At 68.9% G+C, this 16,267-nt stretch carries 15 protein-coding genes and 3 pseudogenes; 5 read left to right on the forward strand and 13 right to left on the reverse strand.

The genetic code is table 11. The features are described from left to right. Positions 1–85: 85 nt before the first annotated feature. The 5 genes from VJT49_RS26880 to VJT49_RS26900 all read right to left on the reverse strand — a co-directional run bounded on the left by VJT49_RS26880 (position 86) and on the right by VJT49_RS26900 (position 4,813). Entirely contained in the window at positions 86–295 is a 210-nt protein-coding gene (locus VJT49_RS26880) for a hypothetical protein (RefSeq protein WP_324167703.1), read from the reverse strand. An 83-nt stretch (positions 296–378) separates the two neighbouring features. Beyond that, a complete protein-coding gene (locus VJT49_RS26885) occupies positions 379–573 on the reverse strand; it encodes a hypothetical protein (RefSeq protein WP_324167704.1) in 195 nt (64 codons plus the stop codon). Between the two features lie 224 nt (positions 574–797). Continuing rightward, complete coding sequence (locus VJT49_RS26890) at positions 798–3,590, reverse strand: vitamin B12-dependent ribonucleotide reductase (RefSeq protein ID WP_324167705.1); 2,793 nt, start codon at positions 3,588–3,590, stop codon at positions 798–800. 27 nt (positions 3,591–3,617) lie between these two features. Then, positions 3,618–4,091 (reverse strand): transcriptional regulator NrdR, encoded by a 474-nt coding sequence (gene nrdR / locus VJT49_RS26895; RefSeq protein ID WP_324167706.1) that lies wholly within the window; start codon positions 4,089–4,091, stop codon positions 3,618–3,620. A 254-nt stretch (positions 4,092–4,345) separates the two neighbouring features. Further along, positions 4,346–4,813, reverse strand: coding sequence for a LysM peptidoglycan-binding domain-containing protein (locus VJT49_RS26900; protein ID WP_324167707.1), 468 nt, complete (start codon positions 4,811–4,813; stop codon positions 4,346–4,348). Between the two features lie 357 nt (positions 4,814–5,170). Here VJT49_RS26900 and lexA point away from each other — a divergent pair, with 357 nt between their 5' ends. Further along, positions 5,171–5,896: a transcriptional repressor LexA gene (gene lexA, locus VJT49_RS26905; RefSeq protein ID WP_324167708.1), complete on the forward strand. Its 726-nt coding sequence runs from the start codon at positions 5,171–5,173 to the stop codon at positions 5,894–5,896. A 157-nt stretch (positions 5,897–6,053) separates the two neighbouring features. On the opposite strand, the gene hflX is transcribed toward lexA, so the two are convergent. Both hflX and VJT49_RS35460 read right to left on the reverse strand, forming a co-directional pair. Beyond that, positions 6,054–7,484, reverse strand: a complete 1,431-nt coding sequence (gene hflX, locus VJT49_RS26910; protein ID WP_324167709.1) for a GTPase HflX — start codon at positions 7,482–7,484, stop codon at positions 6,054–6,056. A 47-nt stretch (positions 7,485–7,531) separates the two neighbouring features. Continuing rightward, a pseudogene (locus VJT49_RS35460) lies at positions 7,532–8,030 on the reverse strand (ArsR family transcriptional regulator). Positions 8,031–8,223: 193 nt separating this feature from the next. On the opposite strand from VJT49_RS35460, the gene VJT49_RS26920 reads away from it, so the two are divergent. Beyond that, positions 8,224–8,637: a hypothetical protein gene (locus VJT49_RS26920; RefSeq protein ID WP_324167711.1), complete on the forward strand. Its 414-nt coding sequence runs from the start codon at positions 8,224–8,226 to the stop codon at positions 8,635–8,637. 79 nt (positions 8,638–8,716) lie between these two features. Here the strand turns inward: VJT49_RS26920 and dapF are convergent, their stop codons facing one another. The 3 genes from dapF to VJT49_RS26935 are packed head-to-tail and all read right to left on the reverse strand — an operon-like array spanning position 8,717 to position 11,142. Next, positions 8,717–9,535 carry a diaminopimelate epimerase gene (gene dapF / locus VJT49_RS26925; protein ID WP_324167712.1) on the reverse strand — a complete coding sequence of 273 codons (819 nt, stop codon included), beginning with the start codon at positions 9,533–9,535 and terminating at the stop codon, positions 8,717–8,719. A 9-nt stretch (positions 9,536–9,544) separates the two neighbouring features. Beyond that, positions 9,545–10,462, reverse strand: coding sequence for a tRNA (adenosine(37)-N6)-dimethylallyltransferase MiaA (gene miaA / locus VJT49_RS26930; RefSeq protein WP_324167713.1), 918 nt, complete (start codon positions 10,460–10,462; stop codon positions 9,545–9,547). Next, positions 10,459–11,142 carry a class III extradiol dioxygenase subunit B-like domain-containing protein gene (locus VJT49_RS26935; protein WP_324167714.1) on the reverse strand — a complete coding sequence of 228 codons (684 nt, stop codon included), beginning with the start codon at positions 11,140–11,142 and terminating at the stop codon, positions 10,459–10,461. The genes miaA and VJT49_RS26935 overlap by 4 nt, the downstream gene beginning before the upstream one ends. A gap of 277 nt (positions 11,143–11,419) precedes the next feature. Between VJT49_RS26935 and VJT49_RS26940 the strand changes: the two genes are divergently transcribed. Both VJT49_RS26940 and VJT49_RS26945 read left to right on the forward strand, forming a co-directional pair. Further along, positions 11,420–12,730 carry a DUF349 domain-containing protein gene (locus VJT49_RS26940; protein WP_324167715.1) on the forward strand — a complete coding sequence of 437 codons (1,311 nt, stop codon included), beginning with the start codon at positions 11,420–11,422 and terminating at the stop codon, positions 12,728–12,730. A gap of 148 nt (positions 12,731–12,878) precedes the next feature. After that, positions 12,879–13,199, forward strand: a complete 321-nt coding sequence (locus VJT49_RS26945; RefSeq protein ID WP_324167716.1) for a hypothetical protein — start codon at positions 12,879–12,881, stop codon at positions 13,197–13,199. A gap of 184 nt (positions 13,200–13,383) precedes the next feature. On the opposite strand, the gene VJT49_RS26950 is transcribed toward VJT49_RS26945, so the two are convergent. Beyond that, the gene (locus VJT49_RS26950; RefSeq protein WP_324167717.1) at positions 13,384–13,551 is read right to left on the reverse strand and encodes a hypothetical protein; all 168 of its coding nucleotides are present in this window, start codon (positions 13,549–13,551) and stop codon (positions 13,384–13,386) included. A gap of 173 nt (positions 13,552–13,724) precedes the next feature. On the opposite strand from VJT49_RS26950, the pseudogene VJT49_RS35465 reads away from it, so the two are divergent. After that, a pseudogene (locus VJT49_RS35465) lies at positions 13,725–13,898 on the forward strand (hypothetical protein); the annotation flags it as partial. A 216-nt stretch (positions 13,899–14,114) separates the two neighbouring features. Here the strand turns inward: VJT49_RS35465 and VJT49_RS35470 are convergent. Continuing rightward, positions 14,115–14,285 (reverse strand): annotated as a pseudogene (locus tag VJT49_RS35470) (TetR/AcrR family transcriptional regulator); the annotation flags it as partial. A gap of 78 nt (positions 14,286–14,363) precedes the next feature. Continuing rightward, positions 14,364–16,256, reverse strand: a complete 1,893-nt coding sequence (locus VJT49_RS26960; RefSeq protein WP_324167719.1) for an ArnT family glycosyltransferase — start codon at positions 16,254–16,256, stop codon at positions 14,364–14,366. Positions 16,257–16,267: the final 11 nt, after the last annotated feature.

A 16,267-nucleotide genomic window follows, 5' to 3' on the forward strand; every position in this document is an offset into this window, starting at 1 on the left:
GTGAACACCGGGGAGGTGCCTACGCCCACCGTGAGGCGCGACTCGGCTTCGGCGGCGTGCTCGCGACCTCAGCCGGCTCCCACTCTTACGGGTACTGGTTGGTGTGCTCGGCGAACCGACGCACGAGGTCCAACCGCGGCTTGATCGTGCTCACCCCCTTCAGGAACCGAGCACGCTGCTGAGTCGCCCAACCCTCCAACATCGCCTCAAACACCGCCGACGCCGGATCCAGGTGCACCACACCCTCGGCCAACACCAGATGCGCAGCACCAGGAAGATCGACAGCCCTCGCCATGGCGTTGCATCTAACACAACATTGATGCTTACGGTCAAGAGCCTCTCGCGCACTGCCCTGGTTACAGGCCCAGGGCAGGCCGCTCACTTCTTCTTGCGCGGCGGCGTCTGCGACAACGCACTCGCGGCCGCCGACTTCTCCGCCGGAGTCGCCTTCGGGTTCGCCAGCGTCTTGCCGGCGTTCGACGCGGCCTTGCTGCCAGTCTGCCGAGTGTTCTTCGCTATGACCATCACCTCCTTCCCGCAGTGCTTGATCTGCGGCGCGAAAGGTGATCTCATGCAGGTCCCTCAACGCTGCAAGAGGCGCCTTCGGCCGCGCGCATGACCTAACTCCTGTACGTCAGGCATACACCGCCCGATCGCTGTAGCAACGATCGGCACGTTCCGATCCATTAGTGGCCCGGACCGCTAGAAACGGTCCGGGCCACTCGCAGTCTCAGCGCCTCCTAGCAGCCATTATTCGAACGGTCCGAATGTTGCGTCAAACGCAATTCCGCCCGTCCTCAGCTGCAACCAGACGTGGCGCCGCAGCCCTCGCAGGCGTAGCAGGATCCCGCCGGACGCATCTTCGTGCCACAGGTCATGCACAGCGGCGCGTCGGCGGCCTTGCCGAGGTGCAGGTCCATCAGCTCGGCCGTGCTGTGCGCCGTCCTCGGCTTGTCCTCAGCCGGGCGCTCAACGGTGGCGTCGACCGTGCTGCGCAGGGCCTCCAGGTCCAGGTTCTCCGTGGGCCCCGTGCCGTAGCCTGCTTCGACCTGCGCCGTGCGTTCCTCGGCGGTGAAGATGCCGAGCTGGGCACGCTTTTCGTACGGCAGGTAGTCCAGGGCGAGCCTGCGGAACAGGTAGTCCAGCACGCTGGTGGCGATCCTGACGTCCGGGTCGTCGGTCATCCCGGCGGGCTCGAACCGCAGGTTGGCGAACTTCGACACGTAGAACTCGAGCGGGATGCCGTACTGCAGACCCACCGAGATCGACATGGAGAACGCGTCCATCACGCCGGCCAGCGTCGACCCCTGCTTGCCCAGCTTGACGAAGATCTCGCCCAGCCCGTCGTCCGGGTACGACCCGGCATGCAGGTAGCCCTCCGCGCCGCCGACCGTGAACGACAGGGTCTGGCTCGGGCGCTTCTTCGGCAGGCGCTTGCGCACCGGCTTGTACTCGACGACCTTCTCGGCTTCCTTGTTCTTCTTCGCCGTCGACAGCGGCTGGCCGACCTTGCAGTTGTCGCGGTAGATCGCGAGCGCCTTCAACCCGAACTTCCAGCCCTGGAAGTAGATCTCTTCGACCTCTTCGACGGTCGCCGACTCCGGCATGTTGACCGTCTTGGAGATGGCGCCGGAGATGAACGGCTGTACCGCGGCCATCATCCGCACGTGTCCCATCGGCGCGATGGGACGCTCGCCGACAGCGCAGTCGAAGACCTCGTAGTGTTCCGGCCGCAGCCCCGGCGCGCCGACCACGTGCCCGTGCTGGGCGATGTACTCGACGATCGCCTCGACCTGCTCCTCCGGGTACCCGAGCGCGCCGAGTGCCCGCGGCACCGTCTGGTTGACGATCTGCATCGACCCGCCGCCGACCAGCTTCTTGAACTTCACCAGCGAGAAGTCGGGTTCGATGCCGGTCGTGTCGCAGTCCATCATGAACCCGATGGTCCCGGTCGGCGCGAGCACGCTGGCCTGCGCGTTCCGCCAGCCGTGCCGGGCGCCGATCTCGATGCCGCGCTGCCATTCCTTGGTCGCGAAGTCCCGCACGGCGACGTCGTTGGCGTGGTAGGTGCGGATGGCGTCGTTCGCCGCGGCGTGCTTGCGCATCACACGCTGGTGCGCTTCGGCGTTGCGGGCGTAGCCGTCGTAGGCGCCGACGACCCCGGCCAACTCGGCCGAGCGGCGGTATGCGGTGCCGGTCATCAGTGAGGTGATCGCCGCGGCCAGTGCCCGGCCGCCGTCGGAGTCGTAGGCGTGTCCGGTAGCCATCAGCAGCGCGCCGAGATTGGCGTAGCCGATGCCGAGCTGCCGGAACTTCCGCGTGGTGTCACCGATCGCCTCGGTCGGGAAGTCCGCGAAGCAGATCGAGATGTCCATGGCGGTGATGACGAACTCGACCGCCTTGACGAACAAGGCCGCGTCGAACCGGCCGTCCCCGGTGAGGAACTTCAACAGGTTCAGCGAGGCCAGGTTGCAGCTGGAGTTGTCCAGGTGCAGGTACTCGGAACAAGGATTGGACGCGGTGATCCGGCCCGACTCGGGGCAGGTGTGCCAGTCGTTGATCGTGTCGTCGTACTGCAGGCCCGGGTCGGCGCACTCCCACGCCGCCTGCGCCATCAAGTGGAAGAGCTTCTTCGCGTCGACCCGCTCGAGCACCTCGCCGGTCAGCCGGGCGCGGAGGCCGAAGTCGCCGCGGGATTCGACCGAGCGCATGAACTCGTCGCTGACCCGCACGGAGTTGTTCGCGTTCTGGTACTGCACCGAGTGGATGTCGGCACCGGAAAGGTCCATGTCGAACCCGGCGTCGCGCAGGACCTTGATCTTCTGTTCCTCGCGTGCCTTGGTCTGGATGAACTCCTCGATGTCCGGGTGGTCGACGTCGAGCACGACCATCTTGGCCGCGCGCCGGGTGGCACCGCCGGACTTGATCGTGCCGGCGGAGGCGTCCGCGCCCCGCATGAACGACACCGGGCCGGAGGCCGTGCCACCGGAGGACAGCAGTTCCTTGGACGAGCGGATCCTGGACAGGTTGAGGCCCGCGCCGGAGCCGCCCTTGAAGATCAGGCCCTCTTCCTTGTACCAGTTGAGGATCGACTCCATGTTGTCGTCGACCGCCAGGATGAAGCAGGCCGAGACCTGCTGCTTCGACGGGGTGCCGACGTTGAACCAGACCGGGGAGTTGAAGCTGAACACCTGGTGCAGCAGCATCCAGGTCAGCTCGTGCTCGAAGACCTCGGCGTCGGCCGCCGTGGCGAAGTAGCCATGGTCGGTGCCGGCCTTGACGTAGGTCTTCACGACCCGGTCGATCAACTGCCTGAGGCTGCGCTCGCGCTGCGGGCTCCCCAGCGCACCGCGGAAGTACTTGCTGGTGACGATGTTGGTGGCGTTGACCGACCAGAACTGGGGGAACTCCACACCGCGCTGCTCGAAGTTGACCGAACCGTCCCGCCAGTTGGTCATCACCACGTCGCGCTTTTCCCAGGTCACCTCGTCGTACGGGTGCACTCCCGCGGTGGTGAACACGCGCTCGACCGTGAGGCCTCGCTTGCCCTTCCTGGTGCTTTTACCGCCTGCCGCCACGGTCTCCGTCATGGATCTCCCTCTCCCGCCAGGACGAGCTCACTCGCCCTGCGACGCTGCCGATTCCGCCACGGCTTTGCGAAGGTCCGCGATCTCCTTCTCGAAGTCCTCGACCGAGGAGAAGGAGCGGTACACGCTGGCGAACCGGAGGTAGGCGACCTTGTCGAGTTCACGGAGCGGGCCGAGGATGGCCAGCCCCACTTCGTGACTCGGGATCTCCGCCACGCCGGTCGAGCGGATCGACTCCTCCACCCGCTGGGCGAGTTGCTGCAGGGCGTCGTCGTCGACCGGCCTGCCCTGGCACGCCCGGCGCACACCCCGGACCACCTTGTCCCTGCTGAACTGCTCGGTGACCCCGGACCGCTTGACGACGGCCAGCACCATCGTCTCCGAGGTGGTGAACCGGCGCCCGCAGGCCGAGCACGACCTGCGACGGCGGATCGCCTGCCCCTCGTCCACCTCACGGGAGTCGACGACCCGGGAGTCGGCATGACGGCAGAACGGACACCGCATCGCCGAACACCTTCCCTTCCCGCCGGCCCCCACGGATACCTGGCCACGCACCGCCACACCACGGTGCCTGGTGATCAATCTGTGGATATCCGGTGGGTGAACACCGACCAGCTGTGGACAACTCGCCGTCGAGTCTACCCCAACCTGTGGACCAACTACAGCCGTGTAACTACTAGATATAGCGGTGGACCTTAGAGCGCCGAGGGTCGGCACGCAAGCCGGCCGAGCGGGGAAGCGGCGTGTCGCGCGGGAGGTCAGGGTTGGCCGGGACCTCCGGCCCGGGAACCGGCCGGCACCGTGAGCGGCTGCCCGGGCACCACCGCCGCGTCCCCAAGGCCGTTGAGCTGCCGGATGCGGGCCACGACGGCGGCCGGATCACTGTCCGGCGCGTACTGCCGGGCGAGATCCCACAGGGTCTGCCCCTGGCCGACCGACGCCGTGGCGGTCCGCTCCGGCACCGCGCGCGACATGCCGTCCGCAAATACACCCAATCCGGTGATTATCAGACCCACCGCGACCGCCGCGGCGGCCAGCCACGGCCAGCGTGGCGGCACGCGCCGCGGGGCGCAGTCCGGCGCGAAACCCCTTCCGCGGCCCGCCACCACCCGCCCCCTCGTCGGGGGGCGCCGCGGCTCACCGGCCCGGCGCCGAGACCGCGCAGGCAGCCGCGCACCGGCCGGGACATACCCTTTGACCTGGCCTTCTTCCACCAGAAGCGACATCGCGGGACCTCCTCGCGGTCTCACCGACCCAGCAAGCGGGCGGGCCGCCAGGTCGAACATTCGTTCTATCGAATCTCAGAGCGAATGTGTACCACCAGGGTCCGACAAAATCGAGACCCGCCCGGCGTGTCGCTCGAACAGTTGTTTGATGTTCCGGCCCCGGTGGACTACTGTGGGTGACCAGAGGAAGACGATGCATCTGGGACGCGGCCGCAGGCCCCGCCCGGGGGCAAGCGCCCCAGACCCCGCACGCAGGATGCCCGGGCCGCCGCCTCGCGTGCACACGACCGACAGTGACCAGCGAGACCAGCGAGACCAGCGAGACCAGCGAGACCACCGACAGCAGGAGGGAACATCATGACCGACACAGACGAAGCCGCCGAGATCCCGCGTCGGCCAGGAGGCCGGTTCGGCGACGTGCATCCGCTACCCGATCCCGAGGACGTCGAGGAGGGGCTCAGCCCGCGGCAGCAGCAGGTACTCGAGGTGATCCGAGCCTGGGTGGACCGGTTCGGCTACCCGCCCAGCGTGCGTGAGATCGGCGAGGCCGTGGGACTCACCTCCACGTCCTCGGTGTCCCACCAGCTCCGCACCCTGCAGCGCAAGGGTTACCTGCGCCGGGACGCGAACCGCCCTCGCGCGGTCGGCGTGCTCACCGCCGCGGCCGAGAAGGCGGCGCGGATCGGCCGCACGGAAAGCGATATGCCCCAGCCCGCCTACGTGCCGGTGGTGGGACGGATCGCCGCGGGCGGCCCGGTGCTGGCCGAGCAGTCCATCGAGGACGTGTTCCCGCTGCCCAAGGACATCGTCGGCGAGGGGGACGTGTTCCTGCTCAAGGTCACCGGTGACTCGATGATCGACGCCGCGATCACCGACGGCGACTGGGTCGTGGTGCGCCAGCAGCCGACGGCGAACAACGGCGAGATCGTGGCGGCGATGATCGAAGGTGAGGCGACGGTCAAGACGTTCAAACGCAAGGGCGGCCACGTCTGGCTGATCCCGCACAACGACGCCTACGAGCCCATCCCCGGCGACGACGCGACGATCCTCGGCAAGGTGGTGGCGGTACTGCGGCGGCTGTAGCGAGCCGCTTTCGTGGGCAACTGTCCATGGCCAGGGCACTTGCCCACGAAAGCGGAAGGTTCCGGGGAGCGCCGCGCGCTCAATGCCGCCACCGGGACGCCATGTGCGGGTTCTTCCGGCCATCGCTGACCCACGTCACCCGGCCAGGCTCCCGACCTCAAGCCGGCGAAGGGTTCGTCGCGTAAGCCTGGAGAGCCGACGCCAGGTCGGGGCGCACCCGCGCGCACAGCCGAGTGCCCTCCGGCAGGTGCTCCTCGGTGAGGACCTCACCGTCCGAGTGCACCCGTGCGACCAGTTCGCCGCGGGTGTACGGCACAACGGCCTCGACGGTCACCTCGGGCCGCGGCAGCCGGTCGGCGATCGTCTCGAGGAGTTCGCCGACGCCTTCGCCGGTCCGGGCGGAGACCACCACCGCGTCCGGCAGCAGGTGCCGCAGCCGGACCAGGGACAACTCGTCGGCCGCGTCCGCCTTGTTGATCACGATCAACTCGGGCGGCAGCGCGCTCGAGCGGTGTCGGCCGATCTCGGCAAGCACCTCGCGCACGGCCGCGACCTGCTCCTCGGGCGCCGGGTCGGCCCCGTCCACAACGTGCAGCAGCAGGTCGGCGTCGGCCGCCTCGTCGAGGGTGGACCGGAACGCGTCGACCAACTGGTGCGGGAGGTGACGCACGAACCCAACGGTGTCGGTCAGCGTGTAGGTCCGGCCATCGGGCGTGGTGGAGCGCCTCGTGGTCGGGTCGAGGGTCGCGAACAGTGCGTTCTCGACGAGCACGCCCGCTCCGGTGATCGCGTTGAGGAGGCTCGACTTGCCGGCGTTGGTGTAGCCGACGATCGCGACGCTGGGCACCTCGTTGGCAACCCTGCGGCCCCGCTTGGTGATACGGATGGTGTCCATCCCGGCGATCTCGCGGCGCAGTTTCGCCACCCGCTTGTTGATCCGCCGGCGGTCGGTCTCGAGTTTGGTCTCACCAGGACCACGCAGGCCCACGCCGCCGTTCGCGCCACCCGCACGACCACCGGCCTGCCGGGACAGGGACTCGCCCCAGCCCCGCAGCCGCGGGATGAGGTACTGCAGCTGGGCAAGCTCGACCTGCGCCTTGCCCTCCTTAGAGCGGGCATGCTGGGCGAAGATGTCCAGGATCAGGGCTGTCCGGTCGATCACCTTGACCTTGAGCCTGGCCTCCAGCTGGCGCAACTGACCAGGAGAAAGTTCACCATCGCAGACCACCGTGTCGGCCTCGGTGGCCACCACGACGTCGAACAGCTCGCGGACCTTGCCGGAGCCGATGTAGGTGGCCGGGTCGGCCTTGGTACGGCGCTGCACGACGCCTTCGAGGACCTCGGAACCCGCGGTCTCGGCAAGCCGGGCCAGCTCGGCGAGCGAGGCCTCGGACTGTGCCGCGGTGCCTTCGGTCCACACGCCGACCAGCACCACGCGTTCAAGGCGAAGCTGCCGGTACTCGACCTCGGTGATGTCCGACAGCTCGGTGGACAACCCGGCGACGCGGCGCAGGGAGGCGCGGTCTTCCAGTTCCAGTTCGCCGGTGGACACTTCGCCGGCCGGGGCTGGGTAGCTGAGTTCTGTCATCGTCCTTCCATGGTCCCACGTTTTGCGCGAAGAGCGGAGTCAATTAGTCAGCGACTCGGGTAGGTCGCGATGTACACCACGATGTTCTCCGCGCCCGGGCGTGCCCGCTTGGTCTCGAACTCGTCGAGCAGCCGCCCTACCCGGCGTTCGAACTCCTCGCGTTCCTCCGGGTCCAGGTGCGTCATCAGCCGTCGCTGCCGCAGCTCTCCGACGCCGAGCTCCGCAATCTCGGCCAGGTATGCCTCCAGAAGGGCTTGGGCGATGTCCCGCTGGTAGCCCGTGCCTTTGGCCAAGAGCGTCCAGGACAACCCGGTGCTCAGATACGGGATTCCTTGGCCCCGCGCTTCCCGGCACGGGGCTGCTGTGGCTCCGGGAACCGGTTTCCACGATTTTGCGCACATGGTGGAGAGTCGTCGCCGGATCCCGGCCGAGGTGCTCGGCCATTGCTTGTTGGTCAGCGCCTCACTCCTGGTCAACCGAATGATGCGCAGCCTAATTCCGGAGGCGAGCGCGCGCCTCCGCCTCGGTGGCCTTCCGTCGTTCCACCCGCCCAGCTTGGAGAGCCAAATGATTGACGCTTTGCAATCACTCGGCCCCATGCCCCTGTGCAGTCCCACTGGTTCCACCCCGACTTCCGCCGGCTCTGCATGGGCGACACGGTCAGCCAGTTCGGCAGCTCCGTCGGAAGGACGGCCATGCCGCTGCAGGCGGCGACCTGCTGGCAGCGACCCCGTTCCAAATGGGGGTGCTCACGGCCACGGGAAACGCCGCCTTCCTGCTGATCGGGCAGCCCGCCGGGGTGTGGGTGGATCGGATGCGGCGCCGTCCGGTGATGCCGCGCACGGACCTCGCCCGGGCGGCATTGCCGGCGACGGTGCCCATCGCGTGGTGGGTGGGCAGGCTGACGCTCGGCGAGCCGGCTGGTCGCACTGGTACCGATCGGCCTGGTGTTCCAGGGCCATCCATGGTCGTCTGCGATGTCGCGCAGGTCAGCTACCGGCAGGCGATCTACCCGGAGTGGGCGAAACGGGTGAACGCGAGCACCCGCTTCGTGGTGTGGGGGATTACTCCGCTCGGCGGGCTGGCAGGCGGAGCGCTGGGCGAGTGGATCGGGATCCGCGGCACGGTCTGGGTGAGCCTTTGGGCCAGCTGACGGCGATCGTGCCGCTGCTCCTGTCACCGCTGCGGACCATGGGCGACATCCCGCGTCAGCCCGTCGAGACGACGTGACCTCAGATCCGGGCCCACCAGTCGCCGTACAGCTCGCCGCGTGCGACGAACTCGGCGGGCCCGGTCAACGTCGCCTGACCGCGGTCGAGGGCGACCGTGACGCGACCGCCCGGAATATCCACAGTGGACTCCCCTGTGTCCGTCCCGGCCAGGTGCAGTGCCGCGGCCACCGCGGCGACGGTGCCCGTGCCGCAGGAGCGCGTCTCCCCCACCCCGCGTTCGTAGACGCGCATCCGCAGCGCGCCTTCACCGACGGGGTTCACGAACTCGAGGTTCACCCCATCGGGAAAGAAGTCCGTGTCGTACCGCGGTTGGAAGCGCAGGTCAAGCTCGGCCACGTCGTCTTCCACAATGGACACCAGGTGTGGGTTGCCGACGTCGACCGCCACCCCGGAGAAGTTCCGGTTGGCCACGATCGCGACCGAGGCGCCGGTGATGGTCGCCTGCCCCATGTGCACGGTCACCGAACCGTCCGGGTGCACCACGACCGGCCGGTCCCCGCCGCGGCTGCCCACGACGAACTCCGGGCCCGTCACCAGTCCGGCGTCGACCAGATACTTTGCGAATACACGCATTCCGTTGCCGCACATCTCGGCCAGCGACCCGTCCGCGTTGCGGTAGTCCATGAACCACTCGCCCACGGACTCCACGCCCAGCGCCTCGGCGCGGACCACCCGCAACACTCCGTCGGCACCGAGCCCGCGCTGCCGGTCGCACAGTGCGGCGACCCGGCCCGGCGTCAACTCGAGGAGGCCGGACGGATCGGGCAGCAGCACGAAGTCGTTCTGTGTGCCATGCCCTTTGAGGAACTCGATTGCCACCCGATCAGACTACTTGGCGACCACGGACAGCATCCGCTCGGCCACGTCCTGGTCTCCTCCGTCGAACCACTGGATCCGGGCGTCGCGCCGGAACCAGGATCGTTGCCTGCGAACGAAACGGCGCGTCGCCTGTTTGGTCGCGGCGGCCGCCGCGGCGAAGTCGTGGCCGGCGTCGAGTTCGGCCAGCACCTGTTGATAGCCGAGTGCGCGCGACGCGGTCTTCCCTTCCCGCAAGCCTTTTCCGGCAAGAAGCCGCACTTCGTCGAGAAGTCCCGCCTCGAACATGCGGTCCACACGCAGGTCGACCCGGTCGTCGAGCTGATGCGGATCTCGATCGATTCCGAGCAGGATCGTGCCGTAGCGTGGTGGTCCGGGTTTGGGCATGGTCGCGGAGAAGGGCTGCCCGCTGATTTCGATGACCTCCAGGGCCCGGACGATCCGGCGCGTGTTGGTCGGCAGGATCGCCGCCGCGGCTTCGGGGTCGCGTTCCCCCAGCCTGGCGTACAGGGCGGCGGTACCGGCCTGGGCGGCCTCCGCTTCCAGCCGCGCCCGAACCGCGGGGTCGGTTCCCGGAAAACGGAGGTCGTCGAGGACCGCCTGGACGTACAGTCCCGAGCCGCCGACGAGCACCGGCACCTTCCCCGCGTCGATGAGCCGTTCCATGACGGCTCTGGCGTCCCGCTGGTAGGCCGCGACGGAGGCGGTTTCGGTGACGTCGAGGACGTCGAGCAGGTGGTGCGGGACACCGCGCTGCTCTTCCGGAGCGATCTTGGCGGTCCCGATGTCCATGCCCCGGTAGAGCTGCATCGCGTCGGCGTTGATCACCTCGCCGCCGAGTTCCCGCGCCAGGGTGATGGCGAGCTCGGACTTGCCGGTCGCGGTCGGGCCCACAACTGCGATCGGTCTGGCGACCGGTACCGGACTCACTTGGACTGGTGCTCCCTCTCCCACACCGCGACGTGATAGCCGACGCCGAAGGGCGCCGCCGAGTACAGCAGTTCGGCCCGCCAGCCGGGCCCGAGGCCGGCAAGAGCCTGCCAGGGCGCGCGGCCGCCGGCACCGAGGTCCTCGGCAAGCCGGGGATCCAACGCCAGCAAGGCCTCCGCGTCGGCGTTCGCCAGCGCCTCGGCGACGGCCCGGTCGAACCCGGGCGCGCGGCCGTCCTCGCTACCCGGCGCACGCGGACCATGCCGGTTCGAGCCGTCGGCCAGGACAAGCAACCCCGTCTCGTCCGCATCGGCGAGCTGCTTCCCCAGGCGCGCACAGTCGGCCGGCTCGGTCCTCCGTTCGATCAGCCGCACCCGGACCGAGGCCGCCCCGGCCCGCTCCCGCAACCAGCCGGCCACCAGCGCGGGCAGCGGCAGGTCACTCGGCCCGATGCGGTCACGAGACAGGCTGACCGGCACGTCCACGCCGTAGCCACCGAAGGAACCCGCCGACTGCGGTTCAATGGTGAGGTCCTCGTCGTGTCCGCCGACCGCGAGCCACCGGTCACCGAGCCGCGAAACCGCGGCGAGGCAGGCCTCCCGCAGCGGCCCGGCGGACCCCGGGGAGAGTTCGGGCACCAGCAGGGGAGGATGTGGCACCACGGCGACGCGCGAAATCACACCCACCGAGACTACCGGCATCAATGACCGGCTCCGGCACCTGTGGCTGTCCGCGCGGCCCTGGTCACGGTAGGTGGCACCACACGGCTGTTCAACCGTTTCAGCAGTAGAATCACCCGCTCCAGAGCCCTCGCCGAATACCACAAGCCGTGTTGAACTGCTTGAATGCGGCGAGGGGTCGAAAACACACCCCAAGAGTCGACACCCGCATGACCCGGCCCCACCCCGGTGGGGCGCCCGCCCGAGGGGCGGGCCGACAGGCGATAAGGAGCCTGCGATGGCCGACGAGACAGAGACCGGCGCTCCGGCGCCTCACCCCGTCCCCCACTCGACGACGGCAGGCCAGGGGGCGCGGCCGGTGCCGCCGGCCGAGGCGCATCCCTCCCGGTGGGGCCGGGTGGACGACGAAGGCAACGTCTACGTGCGGACCCCGGACGGTGAGCGCGCCATCGGCGTCTGGCAGGCCGGCACTCCCGACGAGGGCCTGGTGCACTTCGCGCGGCGGTTCGACGACCTGCGCACCGAGGTCGAGCTGCTGGAGACGCGGCTTGTTTCGGGTGCGGGCGATCCGAAACACGCCCTCGCCAGCGCCACCCAGCTGCGCAACGGCCTCGCCGACGCGGCCGTGGTCGGCGACCTCGAGGCGCTCGGCGCCCGTCTCGACCAGGTCATCGCACACGCGGAGAGCGCGCTGGTCGTCGCCAAACAGGAACGCGAGGAAGCGCGCTCGGCCGCGATCGCGCGCAAGCGGTCGCTGGTCGAAGAGGCCGAGAACATCGCCGCCGAATCCACCCAGTGGAAGTCGGCCGGTGACCGGCTGCGCTCGATTCTCGACGAGTGGAAGACCATCAAGGGCGTCGACCGCAAGACCGACGACGAGCTGTGGAAGCGGTTTTCGAAGGCGCGGGAGTCGTTCAACCGGCGCCGGGGTTCGCACTTCGCCGAGCTCGACAAGCAGCGAGCGGCCGCGAAGGCGCGCAAAGAGGAACTGATCGCCGAAGCCGAGGCGCTGGTGGATTCCTCCGAGTGGGGTCCGACCGCGGGCCGGTACAAGGAGCTGATGGCCGAGTGGAAGGCGGCCGGGCGTGCGCCGAAGGAGACCGACGACGCGCTTTGGCAGCGGTTCCGCACCGCGCAGGACAAGTTCTTCGCCCGCCGTTCCACGGTGTTCGCCGAGCGTGACAACGAGTTCGCGGCCAACGCCGCCCGCAAGGAGGAACTGCTCGCCGAGGCGGAGAAGCTCGATCCGGCGACCAACCTGGACGCGGCGAAGGCCCACCTTCGCCGGCTCCAGGAGCAGTGGGACGAGATCGGCAAGGTTCCGCGCGAACGCATTCGGGAGCTCGACGGGCGGCTCAAGGCGGTCCAGGACCGGATCCGTGAGGTCGAGGACAGCCGGTGGCGGCGCACCGACCCGGAGGCGCAAGCGCGGGTCGACCAGTTCCGCGAACGGGTGGCGCAGTTCGAGTCGCAGGCGGTCAAGGCTCGCGCGGCGGGCGACGAGCGCCGTGCCCGCAAGGCCGACGAGCAGGCCGCGCAATGGCGTGAGTGGATGCGCGCAGCGGAACGGGCCGTCGCCGACCGCTGACGCCGAACGTCCCGTCGTGAAGGCCCACCGTCACGACGGGCCCGGCTCGAGTAGCGAAACAACCGTCACCGGCGGCCGAACTCGCACGCGCTCACCTGAAATCACCACGGTGATCGCCCACCGACGGGAACTACGGGGCGCGGCACCGGTGACGGCCTGGACCGTTCCGGTCACCGGCACCGGCGTCTCGACTGCCCTGGCCCACGCCCGCAGTATCACATCCATGATCGGCGCGGAAATGTTCCGGGACGAGCCAGGTGTCCCGCACCGCGTCGGGACTCAACTCGTCAAAGGCGACAGGTCGTCCCAGAACCTCGCCGAGAATGCGGGTTTGCTCGCGGAAACTGATCGGCTCCGGGCCGGTCAGCGCGAACGACTCACCGTGGAGGGTTATTCACGCCATGGCGTGGGAGTGTCGAGCGATTACGCCCGAATGGTTGTGTTGAACGTGTCGATCGGACGACGGTAATCGGTGTGTATTGGAAGATCCCGGCGAGCCGGTGCGGCTGGCCGGGTGGGCCGCGGTGGAACTCGAACCCGGGGCGAGCGCCCAAGGGGAAGTCACCTGCGACCGGCGCGCGCAGCGGGTGGGGAAGGGGGCCCGGGGGGGTTGCCCCCAGCGGAGGCCCAGCGGGCGCGGCTCGTGGCGGCCACTACCGCCGGGCGGCACGGTGCTGATCGCCCGCGGACTCGGCGACATCCGCGTTACCCTGCCTGTAGCCAGCCAAGTTGGTCAGGGAGTTCGCCGCCCACGTCGCCACCCTGCGCGCCCGCTGGGGCACCAGCGTCGCCGCCGGCCTCGGGTAGCCGGGCGCGCTCATCGCGTGTCGTCCGTGCGCCCTTGCCGGGCCAGTTGTGCCACTCGGGTGCGCAGACTGACCGAGAGGAGTTGGTCGACCTGCTCGTTGCGCAGCGAGCCGGGCGGCGCGCCAAGGATCCGCTCCGTGCTGTCCGTGTAGGCGTCCATGACCTCCCGCACCCGTTGAGCCACTGACTGGTCCGGGTCGTCGGAGAACAGCAGGCCCACCGTGCTGTCGACCATACTCAGGGAGATTCCGACGATGATGCGCGCGGCAAGTTGCGGGTATGGGGTGTCAAAGGTCTTTTCGGCGATGCCCTGCCGGATGATCGGCTCGAGGATCAGCGGCGCGGTGTAGTTCAGCACCGCGTCCGTCAGCTTGCGGCGCAGGAGAATGTTCTCGTCGCTGTACCACGTGCGGAGCACGCCGATGATCAGCTCCGGCCGGCTGGCCTTGAGCCGGGAGGACGCCTCGACGTGCCGGTGAAACTTCTGCAGCGCGGTCAGCCGCGGGTCCCGGACGATCGGCAGGAGCGTCTCGACGGCGTCCGACCCCATCCGGCCGACCAGCCCATCGAGCAACGACTCCTTCGAGTCGAAGTAGTGGTAGAAGGCTCCACGGGAGATGCCGATGCCGTCCAGGACGTCCTGGACGGTCATCCTTTCGTAGCCCTTGGTGCGGACCAATTCGGCGGCGAAGTCGAGGATGGCTTCCCGTTTCGCGCGATGCTCCGCTTCGTCGACGATTCGCGCCATCCACTTCCCCCATTAACAGACCGTCAGACGGTTTATTAATGTACGCCCGCCTCCGGCGCGACGGCAAGATGAGCGTGCTCAGGCGTGACAGGCATAGAGGGTCTGGCCCGGGGCGGGAGCCTTGACACCGTAGCCGGCGGGTGGGACCACGGTGCAGTGCTGGCTGATCCAGCGCGCGCGGGACACCACCGCGCTGCCACCCCGAACCCCGCGGCCACCCGCGTCGGCGAGGACGAACTTGAGTTCGCCGGCCGAGACCCACCGCGTGAGCTGAGTCGGCGACGGCACGGCGTCGCGGCCGCTGAACCCGCCCATGCCGATGACGTTGGCGTCCGTGGCGACAAGGAAGTCGCCGGCGATCCGTGCGCCGCCCTCGATCGCGAGCTGGATCTTCGCGCCGCCGTCGTTGGCCGTCACGTAGGCAAGGATCCGCCGCTCGGCCGCGGTGAGCTTGCCGTTGCCGCCGAAGCCCCCGGTACGGCGGGCCACCATGGTCGCGGAACGACGTTGCGGGCCCGGGTAGCCGCGGGTCCGGGGACCGGCGGCCGGCGAGCCGCCGCCGCTGCCCGGCGAGGAGGCGAAGGCGACGTCCGCCGACCATACGGCGGGCGCCAGCACGATCGCGACCAGTCCCAGTACCACACCCGCCCGCGGGGTGCGCGCGACAAGCAGCACCACCGCGAGCACGGCGAGCACGGCCACGGCATACCGGAGCCAGCCATGCCAGGCCGGGTCGCGGGAGATCAGCACCCACGCCCAGACAGCGGTGAGCACGATGCCCGCCGGCAGCAGGAACGGCACTCGCCGGAGTTGCGCCAACCCGGCCGCGCAGACCGCGGCGATCGGCGGCGCGATCAGCACGGTGTAGTACGAGTGGGCGATGCCCTCGCCGAGGCTCAGCAGCAGGCCGACCACCAGCAGCCAGCCACCCCAGAGGAGCCAGCCGGCCCGGTGGACGTGCCGAGGGGGGAGCCTCGCGCGCCAGTGCCGCATCGCGGCCACGCCGACCGCCACGAGAATGAGCAGCGACAGCGGCAGAAGCCAGCTTATCTGCCCACCCCAGTCACGCCCGAACATCCGCGTCAGGCTGCCCGAGCCGCCGCTGACCGTGCCGGTGCCGGGGGAACCCTGGCCCAGGATGCGGCCGAGCCCGTTGTACCCGAGCACGAGGTCCATTGTGGACCCATTGGAACTGCTACCCATGTACGGAACCGCACCGCCGGGCCAGAAGTCGTGCAGCGCGACCCACCACAGTGAACTGACCACCAGCACCGCGCCCGCGCCGAGCAGGTCGACGACCCGGCGTCCGAGAGAGACGCGGGCGCCGGCGAGGTACGCGCACGCGAAGGCCGGGACGGGCATCCAGGCGGCCATCATCTTGCTGAGAAAACCCCAGCCGAGCAGGAAAGCGCAGAGCAGCAACCATTTCGTGGCACTCTTCGGCGCCACACCGGGCACGACCGCCCTTGCCAGCGTGCAGGCGGCGGCGACCACGAACAGCACGAGCATCGGGTCGGTGTTGTTGTCCCGCACCGAAGCCGCCGTGATCGGCACGAAGGCCAGCAGCAGTGCGGCGACCAGTGCGACGTTCTCCCCCGCCCACGCCCGCACCGCGCGATGAAGGAAGAAAACGGTCAGCACACCTTCGACCGCCTCGGGCAGCATGATCGACCACGGGTGATACCCGAAAATCCACACCGAGAAGACCTGGGGCCACAGCGACGCGGGAGGCTTGTCCACGGTGACCACGTTGTCCGGATCGAACGAACCGAACAGGAATGCCTTCCAGTCGTGCGACATCGCTTTGATCGCGGCCGTGTAATAGGTGTTTCCCCAGTCGGCCGACCACAGTCTCCAGCCGTAGAGCACCGTCGCGAGCACCAGAATCGCCACGAAGGCGAGCTTTTTCCCGTTCGCTCGGAAAACCTGGGGGCAGGGGATTCGCACGGCCGTCTCCACAGTGGTGATCACGGCACCTATCG

Origin of the sequence: Amycolatopsis sp. (assembly GCF_035276945.1) — a bacterium.
Classification (GTDB): domain Bacteria; phylum Actinomycetota; class Actinomycetes; order Mycobacteriales; family Pseudonocardiaceae; genus Amycolatopsis_E.

Coding starts and splice junctions, on each gene's coding strand:
- VJT49_RS26920 (WP_324167711.1), top strand. CDS start 8,224: ATGGGGGTGCTCACGGCCACGGGAAACGCCGCCTTCCTGCTGATCGGG.
- hflX (WP_324167709.1), bottom strand. CDS start 7,484: ATGACAGAACTCAGCTACCCAGCCCCGGCCGGCGAAGTGTCCACCGGC.
- nrdR (WP_324167706.1), bottom strand. CDS start 4,091: ATGCGGTGTCCGTTCTGCCGTCATGCCGACTCCCGGGTCGTCGACTCC.
- VJT49_RS26885 (WP_324167704.1), bottom strand. CDS start 573: ATGAGATCACCTTTCGCGCCGCAGATCAAGCACTGCGGGAAGGAGGTG.
- VJT49_RS26940 (WP_324167715.1), top strand. CDS start 11,420: ATGGCCGACGAGACAGAGACCGGCGCTCCGGCGCCTCACCCCGTCCCC.
- VJT49_RS26880 (WP_324167703.1), bottom strand. CDS start 295: ATGGCGAGGGCTGTCGATCTTCCTGGTGCTGCGCATCTGGTGTTGGCC.
- lexA (WP_324167708.1), top strand. CDS start 5,171: ATGACCGACACAGACGAAGCCGCCGAGATCCCGCGTCGGCCAGGAGGC.
- VJT49_RS26900 (WP_324167707.1), bottom strand. CDS start 4,813: ATGTCGCTTCTGGTGGAAGAAGGCCAGGTCAAAGGGTATGTCCCGGCC.
- VJT49_RS26950 (WP_324167717.1), bottom strand. CDS start 13,551: ATGAGCGCGCCCGGCTACCCGAGGCCGGCGGCGACGCTGGTGCCCCAG.
- VJT49_RS26890 (WP_324167705.1), bottom strand. CDS start 3,590: ATGACGGAGACCGTGGCGGCAGGCGGTAAAAGCACCAGGAAGGGCAAG.